Source organism: Mycobacterium sp. 050134 (genome assembly GCF_036409085.1).
Classification (GTDB): Bacteria; Actinomycetota; Actinomycetes; order Mycobacteriales; family Mycobacteriaceae; genus Mycobacterium.
In genome coordinates, this window is the sequence record NZ_JAZGLV010000003.1 from 202,617 (window position 1) to 218,836 (window position 16,220).

General features: G+C 69.6%; 8 protein-coding genes. 5 read left to right on the top strand and 3 right to left on the bottom strand.

Annotated features, from left to right (window positions below):
* The first annotated feature begins 47 nt into the window (after positions 1-47).
* The 5 genes from SKC42_RS04735 to SKC42_RS04755 all read left to right on the top strand — a co-directional run bounded on the left by SKC42_RS04735 (position 48) and on the right by SKC42_RS04755 (position 5,025).
* A complete protein-coding gene (locus tag SKC42_RS04735; RefSeq protein WP_330963142.1) occupies positions 48-182 on the top strand; it encodes a hypothetical protein in 135 nt (44 codons plus the stop codon).
* Between the two features lie 4 nt (positions 183-186).
* Positions 187-1,305 (top strand): YeiH family protein, encoded by a 1,119-nt coding sequence (locus SKC42_RS04740; RefSeq protein WP_330963143.1) that lies wholly within the window; start codon positions 187-189, stop codon positions 1,303-1,305.
* Positions 1,306-1,377: 72 nt separating this feature from the next.
* Positions 1,378-3,117 (top strand): fatty-acid--AMP ligase FAAL21/FadD21, encoded by a 1,740-nt coding sequence (gene fadD21, locus SKC42_RS04745; protein ID WP_330963144.1) that lies wholly within the window; start codon positions 1,378-1,380, stop codon positions 3,115-3,117.
* Positions 3,118-3,142: 25 nt separating this feature from the next.
* Complete coding sequence (locus SKC42_RS04750; RefSeq protein ID WP_330963145.1) at positions 3,143-3,793, top strand: GAP family protein; 651 nt, start codon at positions 3,143-3,145, stop codon at positions 3,791-3,793.
* A 155-nt stretch (positions 3,794-3,948) separates the two neighbouring features.
* Complete coding sequence (locus SKC42_RS04755; RefSeq protein ID WP_330963146.1) at positions 3,949-5,025, top strand: PE-PPE domain-containing protein; 1,077 nt, start codon at positions 3,949-3,951, stop codon at positions 5,023-5,025.
* 220 nt (positions 5,026-5,245) lie between these two features.
* On the opposite strand, the gene SKC42_RS04760 is transcribed toward SKC42_RS04755, so the two are convergent.
* From SKC42_RS04760 to pks2, 3 genes are all read right to left on the bottom strand, one after another.
* Positions 5,246-8,233, bottom strand: a complete 2,988-nt coding sequence (locus SKC42_RS04760) for an MMPL/RND family transporter (protein WP_330963147.1) — start codon at positions 8,231-8,233, stop codon at positions 5,246-5,248.
* A gap of 75 nt (positions 8,234-8,308) precedes the next feature.
* Positions 8,309-9,724, bottom strand: a complete 1,416-nt coding sequence (locus SKC42_RS04765) for a condensation domain-containing protein (protein WP_330963148.1) — start codon at positions 9,722-9,724, stop codon at positions 8,309-8,311.
* A gap of 52 nt (positions 9,725-9,776) precedes the next feature.
* The gene (gene pks2 / locus SKC42_RS04770; RefSeq protein ID WP_330963149.1) at positions 9,777-16,106 is read right to left on the bottom strand and encodes a sulfolipid-1 biosynthesis phthioceranic/hydroxyphthioceranic acid synthase; all 6,330 of its coding nucleotides are present in this window, start codon (positions 16,104-16,106) and stop codon (positions 9,777-9,779) included.
* Between the last annotated feature and the right edge of the window lie 114 nt (positions 16,107-16,220).

Below are 16,220 nucleotides of genomic sequence, written 5' to 3' on the forward strand. Positions count from 1 at the left end.
CGAGCCAATCACTTGGTCCGCGGCACCGGCCGGGCCACGATGTCGTCGTGACTGAACAGGTTCGGGCGACGTCGTGGCGTGAGCGGGCCGGGTCGGTGTCGGTGGATTGGTGGGCAACGCTGGTCGCCGGTGTGATCACCGCCCTGGCCGTCGCCGGTGCGCTGCCGAAGATTCCGTGGTGATCGCGTGAGCACCGCGAGCATCGAACGCGAGGACGCCCTGGACGAGCCGGCCTTCACCAGCCGGCGGCCGCTGGACTACGTGCCGGGAATACTGCTGCTGATCGGCGTGGGCCTGCTGGGCAAGTACGCGCAGATCTGGTGGAACGCGCTGGCCAAGCATCAGCACTGGCGGGTGCCAGACATCGAATACGTGCTGTGGGCCATCGTCATCGGGCTACTGATCACCAACACCGTTGGCTTGCACCGCATCTTCCGCGCGGGGGTGCAGACCTACGAATTCTGGCTCAAGGTCGGGATCGTGGTGCTGGGTGCCCGATTCGTGCTGGGCGACGTCGCCAAACTCGGCGGGCTGAGCCTGGTCCAGATCGTGGTCGACATGGCGGTCGCCGGGACGATCATCATCGCCGCGGCCCGGGCGTTCGGACTGTCCGGCAAACTGGGTTCCCTGCTGGCGATCGGGACGTCGATCTGCGGGGTGTCGGCCATCGTGGCCGCCAAGGGCGCCATCCGCGCCCGCAACTCCGACGTCGGCTACGCCATCGCGGCGATCCTGGCCCTCGGCGCGGTGGCTCTGTTCGTGTTGCCCCCGCTGGGGCACGGGATCGGGCTGTCCGACCGCGAATTCGGATTGTGGGCGGGCCTTGCGGTCGACAACACCGCGGAGACCACGGCCACGGGCTATCTGTTCTCCGATCACGCGGGCAAGATCGCGGTGCTGGTCAAGTCCACGCGCAACGCATTGATCGGGTTTGTCGTCCTGGGCTTCGCGCTGTACTGGGCGGGGCGCGGCCAGGCCGACGAGATCGCCCCGGGCCTCAAGGCCAAGGCGGCCTTCGTTTGGGCGAAGTTCCCGAAGTTCGTGCTGGGCTTCCTGGCCGTGTCGGCGATCGCGACCGCGGGGTGGCTAACCAAGGGCCAGATCGCGAACCTGGCGAACGTGTCGAAGTGGGCGTTCCTGCTCACGTTCGCCGGTGTGGGGCTCAACACCGACATCCGGCAGATCGCCCGCACCGGGTGGCGACCGCTCGTCGTTGCTGTCATCGGCCTGACGGTCGTCGCGGTGGTCTCGCTGGGCATCGTCCTGCTCACCTCGCGTGTGTTCCATTGGGGCGTAAGCGCCTAGGGCTTCCGGGGACCGGGCGGCTGCGATCGTCGCGATCATGCGGGCCGGCGCGGGGACGGTAACCTGGCGCGCATGCAGAATTCGTCCGTTGTCTCCCTGCTGCGCGAACGCGCCGGTCTGCAACCCGACGAGTTGGCCTTCCGGTACACCGACTACGAGCGGGACTGGGCGGGCGTCACCGAAGACCTGACGTGGGCGCAGCTGTACCGGCGCAGCCTGAACGTCGCGCACGCCGTCAAGCGGCACGGCGCCGTCGGGGACCGGGCCGTGATCCTGGCGCCACAGGGCTTGGCCTACATCGTCGCATTCCTGGGGGCGATGCAGGCCGGGCGGATCGCGGTGCCGCTGGCGGTTCCCGCCGTCGGTTCCCTCGACGAGCGGGTGAGCGCGGTCATGGCGGACACCGAACCCGCGGTCGTCCTCACCACCTCCGACGCGGCACCGACCGTCACCGACTACGTGCGGCGACCGGACGGGACCCCGGGCCCGGCGGTCATCGACGTCGACGCGCTGAACCTGGACGACCAGAGCACCCCGAGCATCCGGATCGGCGACGCCCCGCGCACCGCCTACCTGCAGTACACGTCGGGTTCGACCCGCCTGCCGGCCGGCGTGATGGTCAGCCACCGGAACCTGCGCATGAACTTCCAGCAGCTGATGTCCGACTATTTCGCGGAGGTCAAGGGCGTTCCGCCGCGGGAGACGGTCATTGTGTCGTGGCTGCCGTTCTACCACGACATGGGCCTGGTGCTGGGCGTCATCGCGCCGATCATGGGCGGCTTCCGCGCCGATCTCACCAGCCCGGTCGCGTTCCTGCAGCGCCCGGCGCGGTGGATCCGGTCGATGGCCGTCGGCGCCCCCGTGATGTCGGCGGCGCCGAACTTCGCCTTCGAGTTGGCCGTCCGCAAGACCACCGACGCGGACCTGGAGGGGGTCGACCTCGGCAACGTGATGGGCATCATCAGCGGCGCGGAGCGGATCCATCCCGCCACCCTGGACCGGTTCGGTAAGCGATTCGGGCCCTACAACTTCCGCCCGAACATGATGCGCCCGTCTTACGGTCTGGCGGAGGCGACCGTCTATGTGGCGAGCCGTAGGGTCAATGCGGCGCCCGAGGTCGTGCATTTCGAGCCCGAACCGCTGTCGGACGGCCGGGCCGAGCGGTCCTCCCCCGGCACCGGTGCGCCGTTGCTCAGCTACGGCATGCCCACGTCGCCGATCGTGCGCATCGTCGACCCCGACACCCGCGTCGAATGCCCGGCCGGGACAGTCGGGGAGATCTGGGTCCACGGGGAGAACGTGGCCGACGGCTATTGGCGCAAGCCGGAGGAGACCGAACGCACATTTGGCGGTGTGCTGGCCGATCCCGCGCCGGGCACACCGGACCGCCCCTGGTTGCGCACCGGGGACCTCGGATTCGTCTCGCAGAACGAGGTATTCATCGTCGGCCGCATGAAGGATCTGCTGATCGTCTACGGGCGCAACCACTATCCGGAGGACATCGAGTCGACGGTGCAGGAAATCACCGGCGGCCGGGTCGCGGCGATCGCGGTGCCCGTGGACGAGACCGAGAAATTGGTCACCATCATCGAATTGAAGAAGCGCGGTGACTCCGACGACGAGGCGAGGCACAAGCTCACCACCGTGAAGAACGACGTCACCGCGGCGATATCCCAGTCCCATGGCCTCAACGTCGCCGACCTCGTCCTGGTGCCGCCCGGTTCCATCCCGACCACCACCAGCGGCAAGATCCGCCGTGCCGCCTGCGTCGAGCAGTACCGACGACGGGCTTTCACCCGGCTGGACGCCTGAGGGGCCGCCGGCGAGAGTCCCTCCCATGTTGCTCACCATCCTGGTGATGGCCATCGCCGTGAGCCTGGAACCGTTCCGCATCGGCATGACGGTGTTGATGCTCAACCGGCCCAGGCCGTCGCTGCAGTTGGCGGCGTTTCTGTGCGGGGGTTTCGCGATGGGCATGAGCGTGGGCCTGGTGGTGCTGTTCGGTCTCCGCCGCACGCTGGCGGGCAACGATTACTTCACCCTGCCGAGGGTGCAGATGCTGATCGGCGCGCTCGCCCTGGCGGTCGCCGCCGTCCTGGCGGCCACCCGTTCCGCGGTGCGCGACGGCGGGCCGGGGAGGCTGGCGGCGCTGTTTCAGCGCCTGCTGAGCGGGCGGTCGCTGTGGGTGGCCGCCGTCGCGGGGCTGGGCATCGCGCTGCCGTCGGTGGACTACCTGGCCGCGCTGGCGGTCATCCTGGCGTCCGGCGCGGCGGCCATGACGCAAGTCGGCGCGCTGCTGCTGTTCAACGTGGTGGCCTTCGCCCTCGTGGAGATACCGCTGATCGCCTACGCGGTGGCACCGGCCAAGACGCGCTCGTCGATGGCGGCGCTCAACGAGTGGATTCGCGCGCGCCGGCGCCTCGAGGTTGCCGCGCTGCTGGCGGTGGTCGGCGCGGCCCTGCTCGCGGTGGGTGTCGCGACCGTGTGAATGGTTGCCCACCGTGAAGCCCGCAGTGCCGCAAGCACATTCACAGGTTGCGGCCCACGCCGGTCACCGCGCCGGAGTCGTCGGCATGCCGTAGGGTGGAGTTCGAACCGTTCCAACGTGGCCCCGCAGCGGAGCCTTCGGAGAGATTGATCTTGGTGAAACGACTGATCGCGGGAGCCCTCGCCGCGTGGCTGGTCGGCGCGTTAGGCGGGTTTGGCCCCAGGGTCGCCACCAGTGATCCCGGCTTCCCCTGGCTGCCGGCGCCCCCGTCCCCGGTGGGTGCGGACTCGACGGCCAAGGTCGTCTACGCCCTCGGCGGCGCGCGACCGCCCGCGTTCAACTGGACCTATTACACCAACCGCGCTGGTGAGGGCTTCTTCCCGGGCGCCAAGCGCGAGCTGATCGAGTATCCCGCGGGAGCGCCCTTCGCCTGGATGCCCACCTTCATCGCCCCCGGCCCCCGGGACATGACCACCATCGGCAAAGCGGCGAAGATAGCGGTCGACAACCTGGACAGTGCCGTTCGCCACGGCACCGAACCCGCCGCCGCCGTGGGGCTGTCGCAGGGCGGTCTCGGCATCGACGGCGAACTCGCCCGGCTCGCCAACGACCCGACCGCGCCGCCGCCGGACAAGCTGAGCTTCACCAGCTTTGGCGACCCGTCGGGGACCAACGGGTTCGGGATGAGCTTCCTCGCGAGCTTCTTCAAGCCCGGCGACTACATCCCGATCGTCGACTACAAGATGCCGGCGCGGCCGGAGAGCCAGTACAACACCAACCGGGTGTTCGCGGCGTACGACGGCCTCGCCGACTTCCCCGATCGGATGGATAACCTTCTGGCGCTGGTCAATTGCGCATTCGGGGCCGCTATCGGGCACACCCCGGCTGCCTTCATCACGCCGGATCAGGTGCCCCCGCAGAACATCCGGACCACGGTGAACTCCCGCGGCGCCACCGAGACCTCGTACATGATCCCGGTCAACCACCTCCCGATGACGTTGCCGCTCCGCTACCTCGGCTGGTCCGACGCGAAGGTCGACCAGATCGACGCCTTCCTGCAGCCGCAGATCGATGCGGCTTACTCGCACAACGACAATCCGCTCAACCGGCCGACGGCTGTCGACCCGGTGAACGGCATGGACCCACTGGCGATCGTGGACCCGGGCATGCGCGACTCCATCGAGGATGCCTTTGCCAAGATCCGCGCCATTCTGCCGCCACCGCCCGCCTGACCTCGCAGCGGTTCCCGGCCATGCCGCCGCCCGGCCGCCGTTCAGCGTGCATCCACGGCGTCCAGTGTGCATCCAGAGCGGCGAAAACCGCTGAAACCGCACCCTCAATGCGCACTCAACGCCGTAACTGCACACTCAACGACCCGGCCACGAAGCGGGCTGCGCCAAACCGACTCCCGGCACGCTCAACCGCCCGCGACCAACAAGCACACCCCGCGCCCTAGCCGTCGGCCACGGCCTGGAAGACGGTTTGCTTCACGGCCGGCTCCTCGACGGGCCGGTGTTCCCACGGGCGTGCCGGCCACCAACTCGCGCGGCCGAGCAACGCGGCGATGGCGGGCACCGTGATGCTGCGTACCACGAAGGTGTCCACCAGGATCCCCACACCGATCACGAAACCGGACTGCACGACCGTCCCGATGCTGGAGAACAGCAGACCGGCCATCGATGCGGCGAAGATCAGGCCGGCCGCCGTGATCACCCCGCCGGTGGAACGCACGGTCCGAATCACCCCGGAGCGCACGCCGAACGGGGACTCTTCACGCAGCCGCGAGGCCAGCAGCATGTTGTAATCCGCACCAACGGCAACCAACACGACGAACGCCAATCCCGGTATGCTCCAATGCAATTCTTGTCCGAGGAGCACCTGGAACACCAGCACCCCGATGCCGACGGCCGACAGGAACGACAGGATCACCGATCCCACCAGGTACAGCGGCGCGACGACCGCGCGCAGCAGCACCGTCAGGATCAGTAGCACGACCAGGACGGTCACCACGACGATCAGCTTGATGTCGTGGTCGTAGTAGTCGCGGGTGTCGCGCAGGGTGGCGGGGTAGCCGGAAATCGATACCGACGCGTCCGCCAGCGTCGTGTTGGGTTGCGCCCCCCTGGCGGTGTTCAGGACGGTGTTGACCTGGTCCATCGCCGCGGTGCCGAACGGGTTGAGATCGGTCTGGACGAAATACCGCACCGTGTGCCCGTCCGGCGAAATGAACGTCTGGGCAAGTTTTTTGAAGTCCTCGCTGGCCAGCGCCTCCTGCGGGATGTTGAATCCGGCCATCGACGGCGCCGACGCGTCGTGGCCCATGGCCATCAGAAAGGATGACGCCGCGCCCATGCCCACGCCCATCTTCTTGACCTGGCCGACCAGCAGCTGCACGCCGTCGGCCAGCTGGCGGCCGGCGCTGGCGAGGTCGTTGGCGCCGGTTTGCATCATCGCCATCTTCGATCGCGCCGCGCCCGGATTGTCGAGCCCCAGGTTGTGCAGCGAGACGGCGGCGCTCTGCAGGGTCTTGTTGAGGCCGTTGACCATCGAGCTCACGGTCTGCGTCGACTGCGCCGACTGCAGCTGCCTGAAGAGGTCGGCGATCTTGGCGAGCGTGCCGTCGTTGCGGGCGGTGATCAGCCGGTGGAATTGGGCACGCGCGTTGCTGCACATCTGGCTGTTGTCGCAGACCATGCTGGTGTCCAGCGCGGCGACCACGTCGTCGATCCAGTCGAAGTGGTCCAGGGTGCCGCCGAGGTAGAGCTGCATTGCACTGCCGAGCTGCCGCAGGCTGGTGACGAGCTGTGCCGCCGTGTCGAGCTGGCCGAGGGTCTTGCCGCCGCCGAACGTGCCCTCGACCATCGACAGTGCGTCGACCAGACCGCTCACGCCCCCGATGGCCTGATTGACCTGCGTCCGCACGTCACCCAGTTTGTCGGCCAACAGGCCTGCGCCCGAAGACAACCGGTTGAGGTCGTTGTCGTGGTCGTTGATCAGGTCGGCGCCCGCGCCGAGCTCCTTGCCGACCTGACCGGCCTGATAGGTGGCCTTGGCCATCTCGAGCGATTGCCCGGTGGGCCGGGTGATCCCGCGGACCGAGGCGATGCCGGGGACCTGGCTGATCCGCTGCGCCATCTGCTCCAAGTCGGCAAGGGCTTGCGGCGTGCGCAGGTCGTGCGGCGACTGCACGAGCAGGTATTCCGGGATCATTTGGTTCACCGGAAAATGCTGTTCCAGGGCGGCGTATCCGACCGAGCTGCCGACCGACCCGGGCAACTGCTTGCGGTCGTCGTAGTTGAAGCGGACCAGTGCCGCGCAGCTGGCCAGTGCCAGCAACACCACCAGGCTCGCGGTCAGGTAGGTGGCGGGCCGGCGCACGATCCGGATCGCGGTCCGCCGCCAGAACACCGCGGTGCGGTCTCGGCGGGGACCCACCCAGCCCCGCGGGCCGGCCACCATCAGGATGGCGGGCAACAGGGTGACGGCGGCCAGGAAGGCCACGCCGACGGCGATCGCCAGCGACAAACCCACTGTGGAGAACACGCCGAGCTTGGCGAAACCCATGCCGAGGAACGTGATTCCCACCGTGCCCGCGGACGCGGCGATCACCTTGCCGATGGACGCCATCGCCTTTCGGACGGCGCGTTCCGGCTCGTCGCCGAGGCGGACGTAGTCGTGGTAGCGGCTGATCAGGAAGACGGCGTAGTCCGTCCCGGCGCCGGCGATCATCGCGCTGAGCAACACGATCATCTGGTTGGACACGGCCATCCCGGTCAGCACGGAAACGCCGGAGATCACGGCCTGGGCCGTCAACAGCGAGGCACCGATCATGATGAGCGGCAGGAACATCGTGACCGGGTTGCGGTAGATGACCGCCAGGATGATCAGCAGCGCGACGGCGATCGCCAGCTCGATCGACGCCCGATCGTGCGTCCCGGCGTCGGTCAGGTCGGCCACGGTGGCCGCGGGCCCGGTGAGGTTGGCGTGCACGGCCGTTCCGCCGAGGGTCCGATTCACGATTCCGGCGACGTCGGTGTAGGCGCGGTAGGACGGGGGCGTGCCCAGCTCGCCGGACAGGCCGACCGGCAGGATCCAGGCCTTGCCGTCCTTGCTGGCGAGCAGCTCTTTGAGCGGCGGGGTGCTCAGGAAGTCCTGCAGCATCACCACGTCCCTGGTGTCCTGGTGCAACCGGTCCACCAGCGTGCGGTACACCCGCTCGTCACCCGGTTGAAGCTTGTCTCCCCCGCTGCGGCTAAGCAGCACCAGCAAGACGTTTTCCGAGCCGGCCTCGTGGAACGCCTGGCTGATCTTCTTCGCCGTCACGGCCGACGGCGCGTCGGCGGGCAGGATGGCCACGGGGTGCCGCTGAGACATCTCCGTCAACGACGGCACGGTCAACGGCAGCACCAGGGCGAGCGCCGCCCAGCATCCCATCACCACCCACGGCCGACGCGCGACGAATTCGCCTAGCCGCCGGAAAATGGGTTCACCTCCGCCTCGGGCGGTCGCACCGGACTACGCGACATTGCGCCACTGCCCGCTCTCCGCGACGCTCTGGAACACCGACCGCAGCACCGACAGGTACCGCGGAACCGATTGGTGAGCCTCGGGAGTATCCGGATACATCACCGTCACCGCCGTCTCCTGGGCGACCCGGATCACGTAGATCGACAGCTGGTAGGAGTACCGGTTGTCGCTGTAGACCCCGACGTTGAGGCCATCCAGTTCCGCGGTGAGCAACACCGAAAGCGGGGCGGTACCCGCGTCGAGGAAGTTGACGACCGGGAAGTTCGGCCGCGCCGGGTGCACGGTGGGGACCAATTCCACCACCCGGTCGTACGGCACTTCCGCCAGGCCCGCGCCCATGTCGAAGGAGGCCTGCGCCGCGCGCGCCGATTCCTCGAACGACGACCCGGCGATGGGCGCCGTGACCGGGATCAGGCCGGTGAACCAACCCTGGGTCAGGGCGTCGGTCGGCGTCTTGCGGGTGTCGCGCGGCGTCAAACCGTAATACGTTGCGGCTCCGGTCAGTTCGTATTCCGCCAGGCCACAGCAGGCGAGCACGCCACCGATGAATCGCGCGCCCGCCGCGGTGCAGGCCGACTCGAAACGCCCGGTCTGCTCCTCGTCGAGCATGGTCGCGGTGACGATCGCCGATTCGCTCGGCAGCGACGGGTCGCCCAGCGGAAGGGGGAACTCGGGCAGGCTGCCGCCATTGCCCTCGGCGAACTGGCGCCACAACCGGACCTGCGGCGACTCGGCGGTCAGCGCGTCGGTGAAGGCGCGCTGCCGGACGCAGAAGTCGTCGTAGCTGCCCGCCTCGGGCAATTCCAGCGGCGCCCCACCGCTGACCAGCGAGGCGTACATCATGTGGAACTCCATCAGCGTCACGCCGACCAGCATCGCGTCCACGTGGACGTGGTCGACGCTGGCGTAAAACGTGAAGTGATCCTCGCCCTGGATGATCCCGAATTGAAAGCACCCCCACTGCAGTGGATCCGGGGTGCTCACCGCGAGCCGCCGGATCTCGTCCAGCGTCAGCTCGCCGTGGTCGACGGGTTCGAACTCGATGTCGGCGGCGTCTCGCAGCGTTCGCCTGATGATCCGCCCGTCACCGGTGTATTCGAACCGGCTGCGGTAGGTGTCGTGGCGGCGAACATGAGCGTTGACAACGTAATTCGCCGCGCGAATGTCGCACCGTCCGGGCACGTCGCTGCTGACGATCATCAGGCGGGAGTAGTCGAGCCCCTTCGCCTTCTGCTCGGCATACCCCCGAATGTGCTGTGCCTGCATGTAACTGACCGGCACCGAACTCACCGGCGCGTGACGCGCCTCCTCGCGCGTGGCAGCCGTCGGTTGCCACGATACGGTCCTGCCGGCCGCCGGTTGCCAATCGAACAGCGTTCCCACACCTAACGGCCCTACCCGCAACGGTCCCTCTCCCTCAATTCCAATTCCCCCACGCCAGCACGGCGTGCCGCGATCAGGACGCCGCCGTTGCGGCCTCCAAGTCGGCCAACTCTTCGCACAAATGGTCCGCGAGACCGCGCACGGTGGTGATCTTCGTGGGACTGATGCGCACACCCGTCTCGGTCTCGATGCGCGTTCGCAGCTCCAGGTTGCCCAGCGAGTCCAGCCCGTAGTCCGACAGCGGCCGGTCCGGATCGATCGAGCGGCGCAACAGCAGACTGATCTGACCGGACACCAGCCGGCGGATCGCGCTCGGCCATTCCTCACGGGGCAGCGCCTTCAGTTCGGCGAGGAACTTGCCCGTGTCCCGTTTGCCCTGACCCATCGACCGGAACCCCTCGGCGAAGCGGCTGCGCTGGGCGAACGCCGTCAGCCACGGCGTCCCCATGATCGGCGCATAGCCGGCATACGGGCGGTCGTAGCGCAGCAGCGTCTCGAAGGCGCGGTAGCCCTCGGCCGGCTTGATCGCCACGCCGGCGCCTTCGGCCAGGGCGGTGGCGCGACCGACTTCCGACCACGCCCCCCAGGCGATGGCGGTGCACGGCAGCCCCTGCGCCCGCCGCCAGTGGGCGAACCCGTCCAGCCAGCTGTTCGCCGCGGCGTAGGCCCCCTGCCCCGGCGAGCCGACCAGCGCGGCCGCCGACGAGAAGGAGCAGAACCAGTCCAGCGGCTGGCCCGCGGTGGCCTCGTGCAGGTTCCACGCACCGTAAACCTTTGGTGCCCAACAGCGGTCGATCAGCTCGTCGCTGACGTTGGTGAGCGTGGCATCCTCGACGACGGCCGCCCCGTGCAGCACTCCGCGCACCGGCAACCCCGAAGCGGTCGCGCACTCCACCAGGCGCCGAGCGGTGTCCGGGTCGGCGATGTCACCGCACTCCACCTGGATGTCGGCCCCCGCGGCGCGCAACCGCTCGATGGCCTCCTGCGCGCGCTCATCGGGCGCCGAACGGGAGTTGAGGACGATCCGCCCACAGCCGGCCGCGCCGCTGCGCGAGGCCATCTCGCCGGCGAGGAACAACCCCAGTCCCCCGATGCCGCCGGTGACGATGTAGGCGCCGTCGGACCGGAACGGCCGCACCTGCTCGGGCGGCACCACGGCCACGCTGCTTCCCGCTTGCGGCACGTCGAGCACCACCTTGCCGGTGTGCCCGGCGCCGGCCACCAGGCGCACCGCCGCGGCAGCGTCCTGGATCGGGTAGTGCGTCGTCTGCGGCAGCGGCAGCTCGCCGGATGCCGTGCGTTCGTACACGGTTTCCAGCAGGCGCCGCAGGGTCCGCGGGTGGGTGTAGGTCAGTAGAGCCAGGTCGACCGCGAACAGCGACAGGTTGCGCCGGAACGGGAACAGCCCGAGGTGGGTGTCACGATAGATGTCGCGCTTGCCCAGCTCGATGAAGCGCCCACCGAAGGCCAGGAGGTCGATGCCCGCGCGCTGCGCCGCACCGGGCAGCGAGTTGAGTACCACGTCGACGCCGTATCCGTCGGTGTCCCGGCGGATCTCGTCGGCGAAGTCCGTGCTGCGCGAGTCGTAGACGCGCTCGATTCCCATGTCGCGCAGCAATTGCCGCCGCTCGGGGCTGCCCGCGGTGGCGAAGATCTCGCAGCCCGCGGACCGCGCGATCGCGATCGCGGCCTGCCCGACGCCGCCGGTGCCGGAGTGCACGAGCACCTTGTCGTCCGGCGAGACGCGGGCCAGATCGTGCAGGCTGTACCACGCGGTCGCCGACGCCGTCGGCACCGCGGCCGCGTCCCGCAGCGGCACCCCGGGCGGCAGGGGCGCTGCGTGCTGGGCGTCGGCGATGACGAAGGTGCCCCAGCACCCGTTCCGGGACATGCCGCCCACGTGGTCGCCGACCTGGTGTTCGGTGACGTCGGGTCCGACGGCGGTCACCACGCCGGCGAAGTCGCCGCCCAGCTGCTGCTGGAAGCCCTCGAAGGTGGGGTACCGGCCGAAGGCGACGAGGACGTCGGCGAAGTTGATGGTCGAGGCGGTGACCGCGACCTCGATCTCCCCCGGCCCGGGCGGCACCCGGTCGAAGGCGGTGAATTCGAGGGATTCGAGGTCCCCGGGCGTCCGGATGCGCAGCCGACTGCCGTCGCGGTCGTGCGCGACCACGGCGGTTCGGCGTTCGGCCGGCCGCAGCGGGCCGGGCCGCAGCCGAGCCGTGTACCACTCGCCGCCACGCCAGGCGGTCTCGTCCTCATCCGAGCCACTCACCAATTGCGCGGCGACACAACCGGCTTCGGTTGCGGTATCGAGGTCGACCTGGGTGGCGCCCAAATGCGGATGCTCGGCATCGATCACCCGGAGCACGCCGCGCAGGCCGGCCTGCTCCAGGTTCGCCATGTCGCCGCCGGCGACCGTGGCGGCGTCCCTGGTCACGACGAAGAGCCGAGGCGCCTGGCCGGACAGCTCGGAGAGTTCGCGGGCGACGCTCACGACGTGGGAGACGTGGTCCCGCCCGCGGCGCAGCCGGTCGGCCTCCTCGCCCGGTGGCGCCGTCAGCACGGCGACGCCGGTCAGGCCCTTCAAGACGGCGTGGGCCGCGCCGTGACCGTTCACGGCGGCGGCGCCGCCGGACAGCAGCGAACGCAGCCGCTCGGTGTCGACCGAACCCGGCGGCAACGATGTCGCCGCGCATTGGGCGCCAACGGCTTTCAGCGCCTCGACAAGCCGCGCCGCGAACGGGTCGGCGCCGTCGGACGCGTCGAGCAGCAGCCAGGATCCCGGCTCGCTCGCCGGCGTTTCCGGCAGGTCGCCCGGTTCCCATTCGATGGTCAGCAGCCGCTCGTTGAGCACCCGCTGCGCCTGCTCGTGTCCGGAGGCGCCGCCGGCCATGCGCAGACCCTCGACGGTCAACAGCACCGTCCCGGCCTGATCCAGCACCTCCAGGTCGGCCACGCACTCGCCGGGGCGCGAGGACGTGATCCGGGTCAGGCAGTAGTGCGCGTTTCGCGTCGACTGGTAGTTGCGCAGCCGGCGCACGCCCACCGGCAGCAGCAGGCCGCCGGCGCCCGCGCGCTGCACCTCGGGGTGGACGATGACCGACTGGAAGCACGCGTCCAGCAGGGCCGGGTGGGTGGCGTAGGCGATCTGCTGCGAGCGGATCGTCGGCGGCAGCGCCACCTCCGCGAGCACCGTCGTGACCTCGCCCTCGGCCGTCCGCGTCGCCGCCAGGCCCGAGAAGGCCGGACCGTACTGAATGCCCACGGCATCGAAGGCTTTCCGCAGTTCCGCGCCGTCCACCCGGGACGGGTGCGCCGCGATCAGCGTCTGCAAATCGTGCGGCGCCGGCGGCGACTCCTGCGCGTCGTCCTGGCCGGTGGAGTGCAGGACCGCGCTCGCCCGCCGGATGCGTTCGCCCTCCTCGTGTGTCTGGACGCTGAAGTCGAGGACGCCCGGCGCGGCGACGGTGGCCGCCGACGACGCCCGCGTCTGGTCGTCGAGCAGCAGCGTCTGCTCGAACTTGATGTCGCGCACCTCCGAGAGTTCGCCGAGGGCCGCGGTGGCCGCGGCCAGCGCCATCTCGCAGTACGCGGCGCCGGGAAGGGCGGCAACGCTGTGGATTTGGTGATCGGCCAGCCACGGGTGCGCCTCGGTGCCGATCTCGCCCTGCCACACGTGGCGCTCCGGTTCCTCGTGCAGGTGCACGTGGGCACCGAGCAGGGGGTGCACGGTCTGCACCGCCGCGCCGCGCGTCTGGTCGAGCGATTCGCGGCTGAGCAACAGGTCGCGGTGCGTCCAGGTGGGCAGCGGCGCCTCCACCAGGCGACCGGAGGGGTACTGGACGGAGAAGTCGACCGTGGCCCCGGAGCTGTGCACGTCGGCGACGAAGCCGCGCAGGCCGGCCGGCAGCTCTTGTTCGCGCCGCATAGCCGCCAGCGCGGCGATCGGCATGTCCAGGCTCGCCGCGTTCTGCTCGACGGCGTGGGTGAGCAGCGGACGCGGCGCGAGCTCACCGAAGACCCGGAACCCGTCCTTGAGGGCCGCCTGGACGGCCGCCGCGAATCGCACGGTGTAGCGGAGGTTTTCCGCCCAGTAGTCGCCGTCGAACGCGGGCCGTTCCTTGGGGTTCCACAGCGTCGCCGAGTAGTACGGCACTTCCGGGGTCCGGGGCTCGAGGTCGGCGAGCGCCTCGACGAGCTCGTCGAGGATGGGGTCCACCTGCGGCGAGTGCGAGGCGACGTCCACGGCCACCTCGCGGGCCATCACGTCCTGCTCCTGCCAGGCGGCGACCAGATCCCGGATCATCTGGGTGTCACCGCCGACGACGGTCGATGTCGGCGAGGCGACCACGGACAGCACCACATCCGACACGCCGCGGATGGATAATTCCGAAAGCACCTGCTGGCCAGGCAGTTCCACCGACGCCATGGCGCCGCTACCGGAGATCCGCTTCATCAGCCGGGACCGCCGGCAGATGACGCGCAGCCCGTCTTCGAGCGAGAGCGCTCCGGCGACCACGGCGGCCGCGGACTCACCGAGCGAGTGCCCGATGACCGCGCCGGGGCGCACCCCGTAGGACTTCATCGTCTCGGCGAGGGCGACCTGCATCGCGAAGATGGTCGGCTGCACGCGGTCGATCCCGGTGACCGTCTCGGGCGCCGACATCGCCTCGGTCACCGAGAAACCGGATTCCCTGGCGACCACCGGCTCGATCGCGGCGATGGTGGCGGCGAACACCGGCTCGGTGGCCAGCAGCTCGGCGCCCATCTTCGACCACTGTGAACCCTGGCCGGAGAACACCCACACCGGTCCACGGTCGTCCTGGCCGACGGCCGGCTCGAACGGGATGTCGCTGTCGGCCACCTCCCGCAGGGCCTTGCTCAGCTCGCCTACGTCACTCGCCGCCACGACCGTCCGCACCGGTCGGTGCGCGCGGCGCCGCGCCAGCGTGTAACCCAGGTCGGCTAGGCCCGCGCGACCGGCGCCGTCGAAGCCGTCGACCCAATCCGCGAGCCGAGCGGCGGTGACCCGCAACTGCTCGGCCGAGGTGGCGGAGACGGGAAACAGCAACGGACCGTCGGGGGCCGGTGCCGCCGGCTCGTCGGCCGCGGGGGCCTGCTCCAGGATGGCGTGCACGTTGGTGCCGGACAACCCGTAGGACGACACGGCGGCGCGCCGCGGGTGGTGGCCGTTGGTGGGCCACGGCGTGTTGTCCTGTGGCACAAACAATTCCGTCTTGATCTCGGCCAGCTGGTCGGGAAGGCGGGTGAAGTGCAGGTTCTGCGGAACCACGCCGTGCTGAAGCGCGAGGATGGCCTTCATCAACCCCAACGCCCCCGACGTGGACTGCATGTGACCGAAGTTGGTCTTCACCGATCCGAGCGCGCACGGGCCCTGCGCCCCGTACACGGCGGCCAGGCTCGCATACTCGATCGGATCGCCGACCGGGGTGCCGGTGCCGTGCGCCTCGACCAGACCGACCGTCGCGGGCTCCACACCCGCGGCCGCGAGCGCCTCCCGGTAGACGGCGACCTGGGCAGTCTCCGAGGGCGTCGCGATGTTGACGGTGCGCCCGTCCTGGTTGGCCGCGGTGCCGCGCAGGACCGCAAGGACGCGATCGCCGTCGCGTTGCGCGTCCGCCAACCGCTTGAGCAGCAGCACCACGCAGCCCTCGCCCGACACGAACCCATCGGCCGCCGCGTCGAAGGCGTGACACTTGCCGGTGGGAGACAGCATGCCCTGCAGCGAGCCGGTGATCGACTTGCGGGGCTCCAGGGTCACGACGACGCCGCCGGCCAGGGCCAGCTCGCTCTCGCCGCTGTCCAGGCTGCCGCACGCCTGGTGCACGGCCATCAACCCCGACGAGCAGGCCGTGTCCACCGTGAAGGCCGGACCGTGCAGGCCCAGCGCGTACGCCACCCGCCCGGACGCCAGGCTGGGGCTGGTTCCGGCGAATCCGTACGGCCCCTCGGCGGCGCCGATCTCGACGGTCAGCAACTCGTAGTCGCCATGGGTCAGGCCCACGAAGACGCCGGTCTGCGACCGGGCCAGCGAGGCCGGATCCAGGCCGGCGTGCTCGATGGCGTCCCAGGACGATTCCAGCAACAGGCGGTGCTGCGGGTCGATGGCGATCGCCTCACGTTCGGTCATGCCGAAGAAGTCGCAGTCGAAGCCCCCGACGTCGTCGAGGAAGGCACCCCACCGGGTGACCGACCGACCGGGCACGCCGGGCTCGGGGTCGTAGAACTTGTCCGCGTCCCACCGCTCGATCGGGATCTCACCCACGAAGTCGTCACCGCGCAGCAGCGCCTCCCACAATCGTTGCGGGGAATCGATCCCGCCGGGAAGTCGGCAGGCCATACCGATGACGGCAACGGGTGTGGCGTTTGCGGCGCGCAATGTGGGAGACCCCCTGTTCTCGCCCAACGGTATTGGGCATTCGACCGCCGTGGGAATGCTCAGCGCAGCCCCGTGCGCTTCGGCGCGCACCATCTCGCATGCATCCGGGCTCGG

Coding starts and splice junctions, on each gene's coding strand:
- fadD21 (WP_330963144.1), top strand. CDS start 1,378: ATGCAGAATTCGTCCGTTGTCTCCCTGCTGCGCGAACGCGCCGGTCTG.
- SKC42_RS04750 (WP_330963145.1), top strand. CDS start 3,143: ATGTTGCTCACCATCCTGGTGATGGCCATCGCCGTGAGCCTGGAACCG.